This is a genomic window from Xanthomonas indica (assembly GCF_040529045.1).
Classification (GTDB): Bacteria; Pseudomonadota; Gammaproteobacteria; order Xanthomonadales; family Xanthomonadaceae; genus Xanthomonas_A; species Xanthomonas_A indica.
On sequence record NZ_CP131914.1, the window covers coordinates 3849038 to 3866909 of the forward strand.

The following is a 17872-nucleotide window of genomic DNA, read 5'->3' on the forward strand; positions in this document are numbered from 1 at the left end:
ACCGGGCGCCCAGGAGCACGCACGCATGGACACGCCCCCCGACCTGCCACGCCAGACCCGCGCCTTCATCGTCCTGGTGGCCCTGCTGCAGGGCGCACTGCTGTACCTGGCGCAGCGCGGCGCCGAGAGCGGGCTGTGGCCGTTCGGCTCGCTGGGCGGACGGGTGTGCTGGTACACCCTGGTGCTGACCGTGCCGACCATGACCCTGCTGTCGGTGCGGCACCTGGGCGCGCTGCGTCTGTGGCAGCACACCATCGCGGTGGCGGTGCTGGTGGCGGCCCTGTCCGCCTGGGCCGTCTGGAACGCCACCGGCGCCCCCGGCCTGCGCGCCAGCGAGGTGCTGGGCCCGTTCGGCGCGACCGTGGCGCTGGCGATGTTCGTGCTGCTGCCGTGGCTGCAGTGCCGGCTGCAGCACGGGCGCTGGCAGGCGCCGTACCGCGACCTGTTCGAGCATGCCTGGCAGAACGCGCTGACCCTGGCGCTGGCGCTGCTGTTCGTCGGCATCTGCTGGCTGGTGCTGTGGCTGTGGGGCGCGCTGTTCGCGCTGGTCAAGCTGACCCTGTTCCGCGACCTGTTCCGGCAAACCGCCTTCGTCTACCTGGCCACCGGCACCATGTTCGGCCTGGGCCTGCTGATCGGCCGCACCCAGCAGCGCGCGGTGCAGGTGCTGCGGCAGATCCTGTTCGCGATCTGCACCGGGCTGCTGCCGCTGCTGGCGTTCGTGGCGGTGCTGTTCGCCCTGAGCCTTCCGTTCACCGGCCTGCAGCCGCTGTGGGAGACCCGCGCGGCGGCCAGCATCCTGATCGCGGTGGTGGTCACGCTGGTGGTCTTCGTCAACGCGGTGTACCAGGACGGCACCGCCGAGGCGCCCTACCCGGCCTGGCTGCAACGGGTGATCGACGCCGGGCTGCTGAGCCTGCCGCTGTACGCCGGGCTGGCGCTGTACGCGCTGTGGCTGCGCATCGATCAGTACGGCTGGAGCGCCGAACGCTTTGCCGGCGTGCTGGTGGCGGTGGTCGCCTGCGGCTACGCATGCGGCTATGCCTGGGCGGTGCTGCGGCCGGGCGCGCGCTGGCTGCAGCCGCTGGCGCCGGTGAACCGGGTGCTGTCGTGGGTGGTGATCGGCCTGGCGCTGGCGGCCAGCTCGCCGCTGCTGGACCCCTACCGCATCGTCGTCGGCGATCAGATGCAGCGCATGGCCGACGGCCGCACCAGCGCGGCGCACCTGGACCTGGCCTACCTGCGCTTCGACAGCGGCCGCCGCGGCTACCGCGCGGTACAGGCGCTGCGCGAGGTGCCCGCCTTCGCCGACGACCCGGTGCAGCGCGAACGCCTGCAACGCATGCTGCAGCGGCAGCAGCGCTGGGGTGGCGACACCAACGATGCGCCGCGCAGCACCGATCCGCTGCAGGTGCGCCAGCGCATCGTATTGGCCGCCGCCAGCGCCGACCCCGACGCCGTCTGGTGGCAGGCGCTGCTGGCCGGGCGCATCGAGGACGCCAACTGCCGGCGCGAGGGCGCGCACTGCGTGGTCCTGCGCCGCGACCTGGACGGCGATGGCCACGACGACGTGCTGCTGTGCAATGCCAGCGTCGGCTACGGCGTCGAATGCCGCATCCACACCGAGGTGGGCAGTGGCTGGCGCGACGTGGCGCGCACGCATTTCTTCCCGCGTCGCGGCGACAACGCCGAAGCGCTGTACCAGGCGCTGCGCGACGGCAAGTTGCAGTTGCTGCCGCGGCGCTGGCCCGACCTGCAGCTGCCGGGAACCCGGCGGACCGAGGTGTACGCCGCCGACCCCAACGACCAGACCGACTGACGGACACCCGCCGCATGAGCAGCTATTGCGATATCGCCCCCGGGCACCCGGTGCACGGCCACTATCACGACCACGAGTATGGCGTCCCGCAACGCGCCGAAGCCGACCTGTTCGAGCGGCTGGTGCTGGAGATCAACCAGGCCGGGCTGAGCTGGGAGCTGATGCTGAAGAAACGTGTCGGGTTCCGCGCCGCCTACGCCGGGTTCGACGTGGACACGGTGGCGGCCTTCGGCGAGGCCGACGTGCTGCGCCTGCTCGGCGACGCCGGCATCATCCGCAACCGGCTCAAGGTGCAGGCGGCGATCCACAACGCGCAGGTGATCCAGCGCCTGCGCGCCAGCCACGGCAGCTTCGCCGCCTGGCTGGACGCGCAGCACCCGCGCAGCAAGGCCGAGTGGATCAAGCTGTTCAAGCGCACCTTCCGCTTCACCGGCGGCGAGATCACCGGCGAGTTCCTGATGAGCCTGGGCTACCTGCCCGGCGCGCACCGCGAGGACTGCCCGGCGTTCGCGCGCATCGCGCAGCTGGATCCGCCATGGATGCGCGCTGGCTGAGCCCACTGCGCGAGGCCCGGCACGACACCGCCTTGCCGCCGCCTGCACGGGCACTGCACGAGGCCGCCGGCATGGTCGGTGCATGGCTTTGCGCATCGGCATTTCCGGCTGGCGCTACCCGCGCTGGCGCGGCGTCTTCTACCCGTCCGAGCTGACCCAGCGGCGGGAGCTGGAGTACGCCGCGCATTGCTTCCGCTCGGTGGAACTCAACGGCTCGTTCTATTCGCTGCAGACCCCGAAGAGCTACGCCGCCTGGCATGACGCCACGCCGCGCGGCTTCGTGTTCGCGGTCAAGGGGCCGCGCTTCGTCACCCACCTGAAGCGGCTGCGCGACTGCGAGCAGCCGCTGGCCAACTTCTTCGCCTCCGGCCTGCTCGCGCTGGGGCCGAAGCTGGGGCCGCTGCTGTGGCAGTTGCCGCCCTCGCTGGCCTTCGACCACGACCTGCTGGACGCCTTCCTTTCGCTGCTGCCGCGCACCAGCGAAGCCGCCCTGGCGCTGGCGCGCAAACGCGACACTGCGCGCATGCGCGAGCGCAGCGTGCTGCGGATCGACCGCAACCGGCGCCTGCGCCATGCGCTGGAAGTGCGCCACCCCAGCTTCGCCACGCCGGAGGCGGTGGCCTTGCTTCGGAAACATCGGGTGGCGCTGGTGCAGGCCGACACCGCCGGCAAGTGGCCGTACCTGGAAGACGTGACTGCCGACTTTTTGTACCTGCGCCTGCACGGCGATGCGCAGCTCTACGCCAGCGGCTACGACGACAAGGCGCTCGACGCCTGGGCCAAGCGCATCGACGCCTGGCATCGCGGCAGCGAGCCGGCCGACGCGCAGCGGGTCGGCCCGCGCGCGCCGACGCGGGCGCGGCGCGACGTGTACTGCTATTTCGACAACGACATGAAGGTGCACGCGCCGTTCGACGCGCGGCGCCTGGCGCAACGGCTGGGCGTGCCGACGCCGTGCCTGGCGCGCGGCGACAGCAACAGCGAGGATTGAGCAGCCCGCTGTGCCGGAACTGCGCGTCACACCAGGGCGCTGTCCCACCGCTGTCCCGTAGGAGCGGCTTCAGCCGCGACGCGGCGGTACCGGCCATGCCCGTCGCGGCTGAAGCCGCTCCTGCGCACTGCCTTTCGTCGTGATGAAAGGATCGCGGACGTCACGCCTGCGCGTGCCTGCCTCTCCCATCGTGCTCAAAGACGCGCTGCCGACGCACTGGGGCGGGCCAGGCGCCTTGCCCCAGCGCAACCGCATCACCCCGCCAGCCGCGCCTGCCAGAACGGCGCCTGCGCCCAGCGCCGCTCGCGCGCATACAAGGCCCCGCGTTCGCGCAGGTAGGCGCGGAAGCGCGCGAACACGCCGTCCTGGTACGCCGCCAGCGGTGCCGGGCCAGCACCTTGCAGATGCGCTGCCAGCGCGTGCGCGGCCGCCTCGCCGTCCTGCAAGGCCTTGACGATGCCGTGGGCGGTCAGCGGATCGTAGGCGCTGGCCGCGTCGCCCACCGCCAGCCAGTCCTCACCCACCACGCGGCTGAGAATCGCCGACGGCCCCAGCGCCGCGATCAGGCCATCGGCCTCGGGCGCACGTGCCTGGCCCTGCGCCAACCATTGCGCAACGTGCCGGGTCTGGTGCGCCGCCGCCAGCCACGCGTCGCGGTCCAGGAAGTGCCGTTGCCGGCGCGGCTCCAGCGCCAGGGCCAGCATCAGGCGCTGGTCCGGCAATTTCGCCGCATACCACCAGCCGTCGGCGCAGGCCTCCAGCAAGGCCTGCGAGGGAATCGCCTCGGCCTGCTCCAGCGCGAACACGCCGGCGACGAAGGCCAGGCAGTCCACCTCGTTGCGGGCAACGCCCAACCGCCGCACGGCTGCGGCGGCGATGCCGCTGGCATCCACCAGGAACCCGGCGCGCAGCCGGCGCACGTCGCCCTGCGCGCCGTGCAGCTCCAGCACGTGATCGCCATCGGCGGCGCGGCCAACCGCGCCCAGGCGCAGGCCGCGCAGCAGCGTGCCGCCCTGCGCCGGCACCGCCGCGGCCAGCATCGCATCGAAGGCGGCGCGGTCCACGTGCCAGCCCTTGCCCTGGCCGGCGACGATGAAATCGTTGTAGCCCAGCTCCGGCCGGCCCCAACTGGCGCAGCTGCCGGCCGAAGCCAGCGGCCGCTGCGCCAGGAACGCCTCCCACACGCCCAGCCGCTGCAGCGCCGCGCTGGCGGTCGGCGCCAGCGCCTCGCCCAGCCGCCAGCCCGCGGCGCGGCCCATGTCCACCACCACCACGTCCTCGACCCCGCGCGCGGCCAGCGCCAGCGCGGTGGCGCAGCCGGCGGCGCCGCCGCCGACGATGGCGACGGCGCAGCGGTCGTCCGAGGTCAGCGCAGCCGCCGGCTCAGGCAAGGCCATCGCTGTCGGCGCGCGCCTTGGCCGATCCCGGCGAATAGGCCGGAATGTTCGCCATCGGCCACGGGGCGACGAACTCCTGTCCCACCTCGAACTCGCTGGCCACTTCCAGGAACAGGTCGGGCGGGTACGGCGGCAGCCCCGTCGCCTGCGGGATCTGCGCGCCGCTGATGATGAAGCCGACCTTGGCCCAGTTGGCCACGAAGTCCTCGTACTCCTGGAAGCGGCCGGCCTGCGCCGGGTAGTCGGTATCGGTGCCGTTGCCGCGTACCGAATACACCTGCTGCCTCACGTACCACGTCTGCTCCTGCTCGTCGAACTGGCACAACTCCAGCGGGTAGACCGCGAATGGCCGCTCCGCCGGCCACGACCAGAACAGGGTGTTGTTCGGATTGACCGTCTGCTGCCCGGGATTGGGATCGGGCAGATGGGTGGCGCAGGAGTTGTAGTCGGTGTGCCAGGGTACCGACATGAACTTGGACAGATCGCCCGGCTCCACCGGATGCGTTTGCAACGGCACATAGCCGAAGCTCAGGAACGCGCTGTCCTTGCTCGCCTTGCTGTAGTCCAGCGGCGCCTGGTTGATGCGGAACGGGCCACAGTCCTTGGCCTGCCAGTCCTGCACATAGAGATTGACGTCGCGGATCGGGAACGACACCTCGATGCCCGGGCTGTAGCGGCCGCCCAGGCAGTTCTGCAGGGTGACCCGGTCCAGTGCTTCGCCCGGCCCCAGCGTCGGCGCGCCCACCTGCACGTAGTTGTTGCCGTGCCACTGGCTCAGCAGGAAGTACTGGGTGGAACTGACGCTGAGGAAGCTCTTCTGCGCATCGCCCAGCGACAGCGGCATCATTGGCGAGCCGGTCTCGGTGTCCGCGGCGGAAGCCGGATCGCGGATCAGCGTCTTCAGGTTGGGAATCTTGGCGCTCGGATCGTCGGTCGGAAGGATCTGCCCGATCGTGTCGTGGCCCTTGACCGCCCCCGACGGCAGGTTGGTGTTCCAGCGCTGCAGCATCGCCGCGTGGAAGATCGGCTGGATGTCGTCGCTGAAGGACGGCTTATAGGTCGGCAGGAACCCGCCGTTGGCGTACAGCGACGGCACCAGGCCCAGTGTACGTACCCACACGTCGTAGACGTCGTCCCAGGTGGACACCACGTTGCGGGTCTGCGGCGCATAGCCCGGATCGCCGGTGACGTACCACGCGCCCTGCACGCTGGCGGTGCTGCCGTCGGTGAAGAGCAACACGGCATTGACCGGGCCATCGGCGGCATCGTCGTACCACAGGCCGTTCTCGGTCGGGTCGCCCAACTCCGGATACTTGCCATCGGCCCCGATCACCGCCGAGGTCCGGGCGAAGCCGCCGGCGACGATCAGCGCGCCGTTGGCCTCCACGCGCATGTCGCCCAACGAATCGAGCTTGCCGAGCGGTTCGTGCAGCGTATGGAACATCGAGGGGAAGCTGACCGGATAGGCCGGCTGCTGCTGGATCGTGCCGCCGGCATCTGCGTAGCTGGCGGTGGTGGTCATGTCGAAGGCGACCACGCTGCTGCCCGCGGCGGCGGCGCTGAGTGCGCGCGGGCCCGCATCGATCACCAACTGCCGCAACCGGGTCGGATCGTTGGGATCGGCCGGATTGGCCGCATCGGGATAGTTCGGGTTGCGCAGTTCCAGCAAGGCGGGCTCCTCGTAGGCACCGATGCCGCGGAACTGGCCGCCCTGGCTCACCGTCGAATAGTTGTTGAGCTTCTTGTTGGCCAGGTGCACGGTCCAGACGATGTCCTTGACCGTCTTGCCGTCGATCGTGCTGCCCACGTCCACGCGCACACCGCCGCCGTTGGGATAGGTGCCGGAACTGCCGCTGGGGTAGGCGTAGATGTGGAAGCGCGCGGCCTGGCGCTTGACGTTGCCGTCGGCGTCGCGGAACTGCGCGGCGGTGATCGGCGTGGATTCGGTATCCGGCTGCACCGGCAGTCCGCCGAACAGGCCGTCGGCATCGCGGGTACCGGCCGCGGTGACCGGCGCGAGATAGAACTCCTGGCTGTCGCCGACGCGGCCGATGCCGATCGCCGGATGCACGCGAAACACGTTGCTGGTCATGGTGACTTGCTCCTGATCCGGGTGAGAGGGACGCGCCTCAGCGCGGCGTGGCCGGCCGCACCGCCGGCGGTGCCTTCTGCGGCAGCTGCGCCTGGAAGTAGTCGTTGATCACCACGTGGCTGATGTTGACGTTCAGCCCCGGCAACGACTGCGCGCGCGGATCGGGCGAGATCACCTGGGTGGTGTTGTGGCAGGCGAAGCAGTTGTTCTGCGTGCTCTGCACCTGGGTGAAGGTCTCGATGGTGGAGTTGGACAGCTTGATCGAGCCGGTGAGCAGCGGCGGCGCACCTGCGGGTGTCGGCGTGGGAATGCATTCCAGGGCCGAACCCGGTTGGAACGTGCAGTTGGGCGCCAACGCATCCTCGGCGACGAACCAGATCGCGCCGACCTCGAAGTAGTTCTTCCACACGTCGTTCAACTGGCCCTGCACCGACGCGTTGATCGACTGGATGTTGGCGATGTTGCAGTCCTGACCGCTCGGGCACGGCTTCTGCCCGCCAAACGGCACCATGCGGCACACCTGCGTGACCGGGCTCAGGGTCTGCGTCTGCGCGTTCAAGGTCAGCGCACCGGCACCGGCCGCGTTGACGTTGCATTGCTTCATCGGCGTGCCTGCCTGGTAGAACGTCCAGTCCTTTGCGGAAACGACGTCGTTGGGCAGCATCTCCTCCGCCGGCTTCGGCAGGTCGGGCGCGTTGTCCTGGTGCTCGAACGTGGCCCAGATCATCTCCGGATGGCCGTTGACCGTGCCGCCGATGTGGAAACCGACCAGCGCCACGGTCTGGGTTTCGGTATCGCTGGTGGCGACGAGCTTGCCCTTGCGCATGCCCAGCTTGGCGATCGTGGCCTGCCGCGTATAGAACGTGGACACGTCCTCGCCCGGCTGCACCACCTTCCATGCCGCCTTCAGGGTCATGCTGCCGACCGGGAAGGGCGTCTTCGGATCGAAGGCACGCAACGCCTTGGGATCCTGCAGGTGATTGCTGGCCATGAACTGGCCGAACACGTCGTTGGAATGGATCGAGTAATAGACCGCGCGCCCATGGCGGTCCACCAGCACGCCATCAGGGCCTGCCTGGTCGATCAGCTCCACCGTGCGCGCCTGCTGCGAGCGGCCGATCAACGGATCGAGCACGCCGTCGGCGACGCCGCCGATGCCGTCGCTGGGCATGGTCAGGAAACGCGGCTGCCCGCCCACATCCTGGGTCAGCCACAGGAAGGCGTTCCACGACCACTGATGGAAGGCGCAATTGCTGCTGGACTGGAAGCCCGCCGAATCCGGTGCCGGCGTCTGCGCATGTGGGAACCATGAGGGCGCTGGCGCCGCCGGTGGCGCGCACGCCGCTGCGCTCGGCGCCGGCCCTGGCCCCGGCGTGGGCGTACCGACACCGCTGCCGGGCTTCGGCCCGGACCCCGGATTCACGGCAGAACACGCCGCGACCACCACACAGACCAATGCCGCGAATCCCATCGCACGTTTCATCGCACTGTCCTCGTTCCGTGGAAAAGCTGTAGGCGCCGGCATCCGCCGCAGTGCGCCGGACAGGCGGCACCGCGCCGCCGCGCAGGCGCGGCGTCGAACATCGTGGTCATGTCATGCAGGTGGATCGCGCTCCCCGCGATCGCATGCGCCGTCTGTGCGCACTCACCCTTTCTTCGACAGCAGCATGCGCTGCGTCACACTTGGACAGCAAGACCATTCCGTAGACACCGCGGAGATTCCGTAGACAGTTGCCGTGCTGCGCGGCGGCTGTCGCGCGCAGCACGGCGCGACAGTGCGTCGTTGGTCTGCAGCCAGTGCATGCATGTCATGCGTGATCAGATGCGGCGCGTGCAGATCGCGAGACGTTCGCGCCTCCGCGAGGAATACCTGCGTGCGGCGATGCGCACGTCGCCGATCGCGCGACGGCGACCGGCGCTGGACTCACACGCCCATGTAGCGCCCGGCGCGGTGGTTGAACATCAGTACCAGGCTCAGCACCACCGCGCCGATCGCCGAGTACAGCACCTGCTGCGGCGCCAGCAGCCAGAACGCCACCGCCATCAGCCCCGCGTCGAAGCCCATCTGCACCTTGCCCGCGCTCCAGCCGCGGCTGCGCTGCAGGTAGACCGCGAGGATGCCGACGCCGCCCAGGCTGGCGCGGTGGCGAATGAAGAACAGGATGCCGAGGCCGACCAGCGCGCCGCCGACCAGCGCCGAGAACAGCGGCGTCATCGTCGCCCACTGCGCCCAGCGCGGCAGCAGGTCGGTCAGCAGGCCACAGGCGGCAACCGCGCCGAAGGTCTTCAGGGTGAATTCCCAGCCCATGCGCCGCACCGCCAGCCAGTAGAACGGCAGGTTGACCAGCACGAACATCAGGCCGAAGTTCCAGCCCAGCGCGTAGTGCAGCAGGAACGCCACGCCGGCCATGCCGCCGATCATCAAGCCGCCATGGGCGAACACCGCCAGCCCCAGCGAGGCCACCAGGGTGGCCAGCAGCATGCCCTGCACGTCCTCGGCCACGCTGTGGCGCAGCGCGCGCGCATCCTGCGCGGTGCCGGCCGAATCCGGCGGCGGGGTCAGCGGTCCGGCGGTGACGACGGTGCCGTCGTCGGGCAACGGGTCCAGGTCCGGACGCAGATCGGAATCGGGAAGGCTCACGGGAGGGGGCGCGGCGTGGGGGGCGGTATTAGACACCAGGCGGGAGGTTGTTGCACATGAAACTTTCAAGGCAAACGTACGACCCCTCTCCCCAGCAACTGGATTCGTGGTACGGGCGCCCCCGCCCCCCCTCTAAATGCCGCAGTGCCGATCGATCAGTTGGGCAGGTCGACCTGGATGTCATGCGATCCAGCAATGATGGCCACCACCATTCCGGCGATCACCAGCAGCGCTATCGGCCCGGCGATCGCCAGCCACGTCCAGGTCCAGGCAGTGAAGCGTTCTGCGGCGGTGCGCGGCAGGCCCCGCTCGCGCTTGAAGCGGGACAGGCGCTGGTTGACCAGCAGCACTGGCGTCCAACCCAGCAGGGTCAGCAGCGACAGCGCCGAGGGCCAGACGCTGAGCAGGCTCAGGCAGACATAGACCAGCGCCGGCCCCAGCCAGCCGACCAGCGCGCCACGCTGCGCGCCCATGGTGCGTTCCAGCCCGCGAAAGCAGGCGAACACCCAGAGCAGCGAGAACACCGAGCGCCACACCGGCGAGACGCGCCGGCGCCCGGACAGCAGGCGCAAGGCGCGCCAGTTGCGGTAGAACCAGTACAACGCATACCAGCCGAGGCTGGTTGCGCACAGCAAGGCCAACTTGGTTGCCGACGGCGCGAACAGGGTGGACAGGGGATCGGCGGATGCCGCAGCGGTCGCGGTGTCAGCCAGCGCGGCGGTGGGGGCGGCATAGGGGTTGTCTGGTTGCATTGGGGCATTTTGACTCACCATCCCCTCAAGGGGTCGGGTAGAGGTCCGGCGCGAAGCGGCGCATTGACTTGATCCACGAGGCTGCGCCCTACCCTCATCCGCCCCTGCGGGACACCTTCTCCCGACGGGAGAAGGAACAGCTAAAGCCCCTCTCCCACTGGGAGAGGGGTTGGGGTGAGGGTACGGCGCGAAACGTCTCGCTGAAACAAGAACACGAGGCTGCGCCCGTCCCCTCATCCGCCCCTGCGGGGCACCTTCTCCCGACGGGAGCAGGGAAACACTCAGCGAACCGCCACGGCACGGTGCTGCCGCTTGTCCGCATACATCGCCGCGTCGGCAGTTTCGAGCAACTCCTCCAGCGCCTCCGCGTCCAGATCCCGGCGGTGGCACAGGGCCAGGCCGAAGCTGGCCGACAGCCCGGTCGCGAACCCGTCGTCCTCGCCGGGCGTGGCAAGCGACGCGCGCAACGTGTCGATCAGGGCGTGCGCCCGCTCCGGCGTGGTCAGCGGCAGGTACAGCGCGAACTCGTCGCCGCCTCGGCGCCCCAGCAACTGGCCCGGGCGCAGGCAGTGCCGGCAGCGCTTGACGAAGGCGCGCAAGGCCGCGTCGCCGGCGGCATGCCCGAACTGGTCGTTGATCGCCTTGAGGTTGTCCATGTCGGCGACGATCAGCGCCAGCGGACGCGGGTCCTGTGTGGCGACGTGCAGGTCGTTGAGCACCTGCTCCAGGAATCCGGTCCGCGACAGCGCTGCGGTCACCGGATCGCGCACCAGCGCATGGCGCAGCCGGGTGTTGTCGGCGTAGAGCCCGGGCACGGCCAGGCCGAAGTAGCTGTTCGCCGCCAGGCTGATCATCGCGAACTGCAGCGCCAGCGCCTGCGCCTGGAGCCGCAGCAACGGCGTGGCCAGGGCGATCAACAGGCTGAAGGCGGCGATCGCCACCAGCGCCTGCAGCATCCCGTGGGTATGCACGATCCACAACTGGATCACCACCACCACGAACAGCGCGAACACCACCGCCGGCTGTTTCGGCAACGCCGCCGCCAACGACATCACCGCCAGGGTGACGCCGAGCAGCAGGGCGAGCTTGATCAGATAGGCCGAGACGCTGCCGGCCGGCGCGATCATCCCCGACAGGCGCGGAATCCCCGGCTGCGGCGTGATCTGCAGTCGCTCGGCCAGACGCAGCACCGCCACGATCGCCAGCGGGCCGAGCGCCAGCAGGCCGGCGTAGTCGCCGATGGCCCACGGGATCAACTGCGCCAGCATGCTCGGCAGGTCGAGGGCGCCGGTGACCGCCAGCCCCGCGCCGCCCAGCACCGCCGACAGCAGCGACGCCACGCCGCCCCCGAGGATGAAGCAGGTGACCACACGCGGCAGGCTGCCCGAGGACACGCCCTGGCCGACCCGGCGCAGCAGCCAGGCCAGCCCGCCCCAGATGCCGAACTGCTGCGCGGTGAACAGCAGCGCATACCCCAGCACCGCCCGGCCGGGGACGCCGGGGTGGCCGCTGGTGCGATAGAAGCTGAGCAGCGTGGCCAGCACGCAGGCGATGGCGATCGCCGGCGCACCGCGCCAGCCCAGCACCATGAACGTGGCCAGCGTCACCGCCACCGGCGGGAACCACAGGCTGGCATGCAGCTGATAGTCCAGGACCCGCGCCAACTCGAAGACCGCCAGCCACGCCACCACCAGCACCGCCGACAGCACCAGCAGCGCGCCGGGACGGCGCGGCGCCGCGACGCGCGTGGGGAACGGCGCCTCGGCGTCCCAGCCTGTCATCCATCCGCCTCCGAGCGGCCGCGACCGATGGCCGAACCGGGGCCGACGAAGGCGGTGACCGTGCTGTCGTCGCTGCCGCCCACCACCACCGTGGCATCGCTGTTCAGACGGATCGGCCAACTCATGTTGCCAGTGCCATAGGACCACTGCAGCGTGCCGTCGACCGCGTTCCAGAGGGTGAACGTGCCCGGCGTGCCGTCGGGATGGCCATCGGCCAGCCCCAGCCACTGGCCGCCCGGGTCGAACGCCAGGTCGTTGGGCGAGTGCGCGCTGTGCGCGGTCCACTGCAGCGTCGCGGCGCTGCCGGCATCGGCGTACACGGCGACGACGCCACCGCCCGTGAGGTTGCCGGCGATCGCGACCTTGTCGCCGGCGCGATCGCAGGCCACCCCGTAGATGGTCGTGGCGCCCTCGGGCACCGCTGCGGTCCAGACCGGCGCGGGTGTTTGCTGGAACGCCACCACGTCGAAGGCGTACAGCGTGCCGTCGCTGGCACCGACGTAGGCCCGGCGCCCATCGCCGGACAGCGCTGCGGCATGGACGCGGGCCTGTTTGGGCAATTGCCAGCGCGTCGGCGTCCCCGGTTGTCCCGCCGCGATCGAGAACAGGATGATCTCGCCCTGCGCGCTGGCCACCAGCCCGATCGTGCCGTCGGCGGCGATGTCGGTGGCGACGACGCTGTCGGCGCTGTCACCGGTCCCACCCGCGGTCAGCGCGATGCACGCAGGCGTGGCGGAGAAAGCCGCGTCGCCATCGCGGTAGAACAGATAGCCCTGGTCGGCGCCGGCCAGCAACGTCCGTCCGCATGCATCCAGCGACACCATGTTGCCGCGGACCGGGAGCGCAAAGGACAGCAGTTCGTCGCCGCCGGGGACCGCCCAGGCGCTGACGAAGCCCGCATACGGCGCCTGGCTCTTCCAGCCGCAGCTCGCCATGGTGCCGCCGTCCCCCGCCACGTCGACCCAGTACACGCCTTGCCAGCCTTCGAATTCCTTGGTCAGCAGGCGGTTGCCGGCCCGGTCCCAGGCATAGGTGCCGAAACACCCCTGCTGGTTGCCGCACTCGTCGCTGCGTGTCGCCGCAGGCGCGATGCGTTCGAAGATCTTGCGTTGCTCGACCGGCACCGCCTCCAGCCCGGGAATCTGCGACAGGCCGCCGTACTGGTGGAAGAAGGTGCCGGCGACGATGACATTGCCATCGTCGGATACCGCCACCGAATTGATGTAGTAGCCGGCATGCGGCTGCTTGGACCAGAGCACTTCAGGCACGTCGTTCATCGCGGCTCCCCTCCCTTCGGCTGAAGCGTCCGCGCTGGACTTCCGGCGGACGCCTGACTGACAACACGACACCCGTGGATCACCTGGAGACCGCCACTGCGACGTGGGTTGCGCGTCGTCGCCGCGAGCGCCCGCTTGCAGGACGGACTCAGCGCACCTCGGCGATCTCGACCCCGTCCAGGCCCTGCGCCAGGGTGCGTGCGTCGCCGCCCTGGGCCAGCTTGATGCGCAGGCGCACCTCGTTCTGCGAATCGGCGTGGCGCAGCGCATCCTCGTAGCTGATCTCGCCGGCCTGGTACAGCTCGAACAGGCTCTGGTCGAAGGTCTTCATGCCCAGGTTGGTGGACTCCTTCATCACGTCCTTGAGCTTGTGGATTTCGCCCTCGCGGATGTAGTCCTGCACCAGCGGCGTGCCGAGCATGATCTCCATCGCCACGCGGCGACCCTTGCCGTCCGGGGTCGGGATCAGCTGCTGCGCGACCACCCCGCGCAGGTTCAGCGACAGGTCCATCAGCAGCTGGCTGCGGCGGTCTTCGGGGAAGAAGTTGATCACGCGGTCCATCGCCTGGTTGGCGTTGTTGGCGTGCAGGGTGCACAGCACCAGGTGGCCGGTCTCGGCGAAGGAGATGGCGTGGTCCATGCCCTCGCGGGTGCGCACCTCGCCGATCATGATCACGTCCGGCGCCTGGCGCAGGGTGTTCTTCAGCGCGTTCTCCCAGCTGTCGGTGTCGATGCCGACCTCGCGCTGGGTGATGATGCAGCCCTCGTGCTTGTGCACGAACTCGATCGGGTCCTCGATGGTGATGATGTGCCCGGTGGAATTCTGGTTACGGTAGCCGATCATCGCCGCCAGCGAGGTCGACTTGCCGGTGCCGGTGGCGCCGACGAAGATGATGATGCCGCGCTTGGTCATCGCCAGGGTCTTGATCACCGGCGGCAGGTTCAGCTCGTCCACGCTGGGAATGCGCGTCTCGATCCGGCGCAGCACCATGCCGACCTGGTTGCGCTGGTAGAAGCAGCTGACGCGGAAGCGCCCGACCCCGGCCACGCCGATGGCGAAATTGCACTCGTGGGTCTTCTCGAACTCCTCGCGCTGCGCCGGCGTCATCACGTTCAGCACCAGGTCGCGGCTCTGCTGCGGCGTCAGCGGCGTCTGCGTGATCGGGGTGATCTTGCCGTGCACCTTGATCGCCGGCGGCATGCCCGAGGTGATGAACAGGTCCGACGCCTTCTGGTGCGCCATCAGTTTCAGGAAGGAGGTGAAGTCGATGGTGCTCATGGCTTGCTCCTTCGGAGCTGAGAATCGGGAATGGAGAATCGGGAATCGCAGCAGCGGGCATCCGGAAGCGGAAAGGATGGGGCGGTGGCTGTTCCCATTCCCGATTCCCCACTCCCGATTCCCGGCCTCACTCGAACAACCGCTTGTCCTTGGCGTACTCGCGGGCCTGGTTGCGGGTGATCAGGCTGCGCTTGACCAGGTCCTGCAGGTGCTGGTCCAGGGTCTGCATGCCGTTCTGCTGGCCGGTCTGGATCGCCGAATACATCTGCGCCACCTTGTCCTCGCGGATCAGGTTGCGGATGGCGGGGGTGCCGACCATGATCTCCCAGGCCGCGGTGCGGCCGCCGCCGACCTTCTTCAGCAGCGCCTGCGAGATCACCGCGCGCAGCGATTCGGACAGCATCGAGCGCACCATCGGCTTTTCGCCGGCGGGGAACACGTCGATGATGCGGTCGATGGTCTTGGCCGCCGAACTGGTGTGCAGGGTGCCGAACACCAGGTGGCCGGTTTCCGCCGCGGTCAGCGCCAGGCGAATGGTTTCCAGGTCGCGCAACTCGCCGACCAGGATGATGTCCGGGTCTTCGCGCAGCGCCGAGCGCAGCGCCTCGTTGAAGCCGTGGGTGTCGCGGTGCACCTCGCGCTGGTTGATCAGGCACTTCTGCGAGGTGTGCACGAATTCGATCGGATCCTCGACGGTGAGGATGTGGCCGTACTCGTTCTTGTTGATGTAGTCGATCATGCCGGCCAGCGTGGTCGACTTGCCCGAACCGGTCGGCCCGGTGACCAGGATCAGGCCCTGCGGCTGGTCGATCAGCTGGCGGAAGATCGGCGGACAGCCCAGGTCTTCCAGGGTCAGCACTTCCGAGGGAATGGTGCGGAACACCGCGCCGGCGCCGCGATTCTGGTTGAACGCGTTGACGCGGAAGCGCGCCAGGCTGGGAATCTCGAAGGAGAAGTCGACCTCGAGGAATTCCTCGTAGTCGCGGCGCTGCTTGTCGGACATGATGTCGTAGACAAGCGCGTGCACCTGCTTGTGGTCCAGCGCCGGGATGTTGATGCGGCGGACGTCGCCATCGACCCGGATCATCGGCGGCAGGCCCGCGGACAGGTGCAGGTCGGACGCCTTGTTCTTGACCGAGAACGCCAATAGTTCAGCGATATCCATACGCTGCTTTTCCCCTTGGGCTGCGACTGGAAGGATGATTCCCCGGCCGGCAGTATAGCGCCCTTCCCTTTGCCGGAACGCCGCCTGTGCCCCTCTCGCCGTTGCAACAGATCCGCCTGGACATGGACCGCGCCGCCGACGCCGCAGGGCGGCCGCACGCGCGGTTGCTGGCGGTGTCCAAGACCCAGCCGGCCGAGGCCGTGGCGGCGCTGGCCGCACAGGGGCAGCGCGCCTTCGGCGAGAACTACGTGCAGGAAGCAGCGGCCAAGATTGCCGCGCTGGCCGATGCCGGACTGGAATGGCATCTGATCGGCCACCTGCAGTCGAACAAGGCCGAGCTGGCGGCGACGCTGTTCGACTGGGTGCAGACCGTGGACCGACCGAAGCTGGTCGCCGCCCTGGCCAAGGGCCGTGCGACCGCAGCCGGGCGCGCGCCGCTGAACGTGCTGATCCAGGTCAACATCGACGACGAGGCCAGCAAGCATGGCTGCCAGCCCGACGCCGTGGACGCCTTGGCCGCGGCCATCGCCGCGCAGCCGGCGCTGGCCCTGCGCGGGCTGATGGCCATTCCCGCGCCCTGGCCCGAGGCCGCGCGCCGCATCGACGCGTTCGCGCGCATGCACGCCCTGTTCGCGCGACTGCGCGCCGCGCATCCGCAGGTGGACACCTTGTCGATGGGCATGAGTGGCGACTTCGCCGACGCCATCGCCGCCGGCGCCACCATGGTGCGCGTCGGCACCGCCCTGTTCGGCGCGCGCGGCCCGCGTATCGCGGGCTGATCCGCTGCTGTCGCGCCGCATTACCGCAGGACCCGTGACAGAGTGATGATTTGTCTACGGCCGCTTCAAAATCGGTTCACCAAGATCGGAATTCTGTCGTAGCCGATCCTATTGAAAACCATAGCGTTTCGGGATGAATGAAAGGTTCGCTCCGACACCGCTTGCTGAACCGTGCGACACGGTTGCGAACCGTTAATTCAGTCACGTTTCAGATGCGCGCGCTTCGGCTTCCATGGCGGCGACCGCGGCTCATCCGCAGGTCCATCGCCGAATGCGCTCGGCTCCAACGAGGTCACAGATGCAAGCATCCACCCGATTGCTGTTCGCCTCCTGCTTCATCGGTCTGCTGCACGTCCCCGCGGCCATGGCCGCGCCGACGGCGACGCCGGCCTGGACCAACGAAGAAGCGATGATGTCGCCCGCGGAAGTCCAGGCGCGCACCGCCTGGCGCGAAACCATGGCGCATCAACCGACCCCGGCGGAAGGCTGCTTCCATGCCAGCTTCCCCGATACGCAGTGGCAAACGGACGTCTGCAAGACCCTGACCCGCCGTGTGCATCCGATCCCGCACAAGATCCTGTTCGGCGCCACCGAGACCACCGGCAACGGCTACGACTACGCGCTGCGTTCCAGCAGCCTGATCAGCAAGGTCGTGGGCAGCTTCCCGCAGGTCACCGGGGTGACCTCGGAGAAAGGCGTCGGCGTGGCCTCCTTCGGCGGCGGCGGCATCCTCGGCCCCAATGAGTACTCGCTGCAGATCAACTCCAACTACGACGCCACCACCAGCGTCTGCGGCGGCCGCTCCGGCTGCACCGTGTGGCAGCAGTTCGTCTACGCCACCGACTACGAAACCCAGGGCCAGGCCGCGGTGTTCATGCAGTACTGGCTGATCGGCTACGGCAGCAGCTGCCCGAGCGGCTGGATGAGCGGCGGCGGCTCGGACTGCTACCGCAACAGCAACGCGGTCAGCGCGCCGGACGTGCCGGCCACGCAGCTGGCCAACCTCAAGCTGACCGGTTCGGCCACCGCCAACGGCAACGACACCATCACCTTCACCAACAACGGCACCGCCTACAGCGTCAGCGCCAAGGACAGCGTGGTCAAGCTGGCCACGGTGTGGAAGGACGCCGAGTTCAACGTGGTCGGCAACGCCGGCGGTTCCAGCGCCAACTTCAACTCCGGCTCGTCGATCACGGTGAAGGTGGCCGCCACCAACGGCTCCACCGCCGCCCCGACCTGCGCGGCCAATGCCGGCAGCACCGGCGAGACCAACAACCTCAATCTGGGCAGCTGCTCGGTGGCCGGCGGCAGCACGCCGTCGATCACCTTCACCGAGTCCAACTGA

Annotated in this window: 14 protein-coding genes; 5 read left to right on the forward strand and 9 right to left on the reverse strand. The window is 69.2% G+C overall.

The features are described 5' to 3' along the window. The first annotated feature begins 25 nt into the window (after positions 1-25). The 3 genes from Q7W82_RS16735 (at position 26) to Q7W82_RS16745 (ending at position 3364) form a co-directional block, all read left to right on the forward strand. Positions 26-1819, forward strand: coding sequence for a DUF4153 domain-containing protein (locus Q7W82_RS16735; protein WP_242159416.1), 1794 nt, complete (start codon positions 26-28; stop codon positions 1817-1819). 14 nt (positions 1820-1833) lie between these two features. Next, a complete protein-coding gene (locus Q7W82_RS16740) occupies positions 1834-2373 on the forward strand; it encodes a DNA-3-methyladenine glycosylase I (protein WP_242159417.1) in 540 nt (179 codons plus the stop codon). 82 nt (positions 2374-2455) lie between these two features. Further along, positions 2456-3364 (forward strand): DUF72 domain-containing protein, encoded by a 909-nt coding sequence (locus Q7W82_RS16745; RefSeq protein WP_242159418.1) that lies wholly within the window; start codon positions 2456-2458, stop codon positions 3362-3364. 254 nt (positions 3365-3618) lie between these two features. Here Q7W82_RS16745 and Q7W82_RS16750 read toward each other — a convergent pair whose 3' ends face one another. From Q7W82_RS16750 to Q7W82_RS16790, 9 genes are all read right to left on the reverse strand, one after another. After that, positions 3619-4761: an FAD-dependent monooxygenase gene (locus Q7W82_RS16750; protein WP_242159419.1), complete on the reverse strand. Its 1143-nt coding sequence runs from the start codon at positions 4759-4761 to the stop codon at positions 3619-3621. After that, positions 4748-6853 (reverse strand): LodA/GoxA family CTQ-dependent oxidase, encoded by a 2106-nt coding sequence (locus Q7W82_RS16755; RefSeq protein ID WP_242159420.1) that lies wholly within the window; start codon positions 6851-6853, stop codon positions 4748-4750. The genes Q7W82_RS16750 and Q7W82_RS16755 overlap by 14 nt, the downstream gene beginning before the upstream one ends. Before the next feature lie 37 nt (positions 6854-6890). Next, the gene (locus Q7W82_RS16760) at positions 6891-8276 is read right to left on the reverse strand and encodes a hypothetical protein (RefSeq protein ID WP_242159421.1); all 1386 of its coding nucleotides are present in this window, start codon (positions 8274-8276) and stop codon (positions 6891-6893) included. A 501-nt stretch (positions 8277-8777) separates the two neighbouring features. Then, entirely contained in the window at positions 8778-9452 is a 675-nt protein-coding gene (locus Q7W82_RS16765; protein WP_353949522.1) for a YitT family protein, read from the reverse strand. A gap of 197 nt (positions 9453-9649) precedes the next feature. Then, positions 9650-10246: an MFS transporter permease gene (locus tag Q7W82_RS16770; protein WP_242159423.1), complete on the reverse strand. Its 597-nt coding sequence runs from the start codon at positions 10244-10246 to the stop codon at positions 9650-9652. Between the two features lie 281 nt (positions 10247-10527). Beyond that, entirely contained in the window at positions 10528-12027 is a 1500-nt protein-coding gene (locus Q7W82_RS16775; RefSeq protein ID WP_242159424.1) for a diguanylate cyclase, read from the reverse strand. Next, positions 12024-13304: a PQQ-binding-like beta-propeller repeat protein gene (locus Q7W82_RS16780; protein WP_242159425.1), complete on the reverse strand. Its 1281-nt coding sequence runs from the start codon at positions 13302-13304 to the stop codon at positions 12024-12026. Before Q7W82_RS16780 ends, Q7W82_RS16775 begins: the two co-directional genes overlap by 4 nt. Positions 13305-13452: 148 nt before the next feature. Continuing rightward, positions 13453-14583, reverse strand: a complete 1131-nt coding sequence (locus Q7W82_RS16785) for a PilT/PilU family type 4a pilus ATPase (RefSeq protein WP_010344137.1) — start codon at positions 14581-14583, stop codon at positions 13453-13455. Positions 14584-14710: 127 nt separating this feature from the next. Next, positions 14711-15748: a type IV pilus twitching motility protein PilT gene (locus Q7W82_RS16790; RefSeq protein WP_010344138.1), complete on the reverse strand. Its 1038-nt coding sequence runs from the start codon at positions 15746-15748 to the stop codon at positions 14711-14713. Between the two features lie 122 nt (positions 15749-15870). Here Q7W82_RS16790 and Q7W82_RS16795 point away from each other — a divergent pair, with 122 nt between their 5' ends. Next, the gene (locus Q7W82_RS16795) at positions 15871-16527 is read left to right on the forward strand and encodes a YggS family pyridoxal phosphate-dependent enzyme (RefSeq protein ID WP_242159498.1); all 657 of its coding nucleotides are present in this window, start codon (positions 15871-15873) and stop codon (positions 16525-16527) included. Positions 16528-16843: 316 nt separating this feature from the next. Further along, positions 16844-17872: a hypothetical protein gene (locus Q7W82_RS16800; RefSeq protein ID WP_311195498.1), complete on the forward strand. Its 1029-nt coding sequence runs from the start codon at positions 16844-16846 to the stop codon at positions 17870-17872.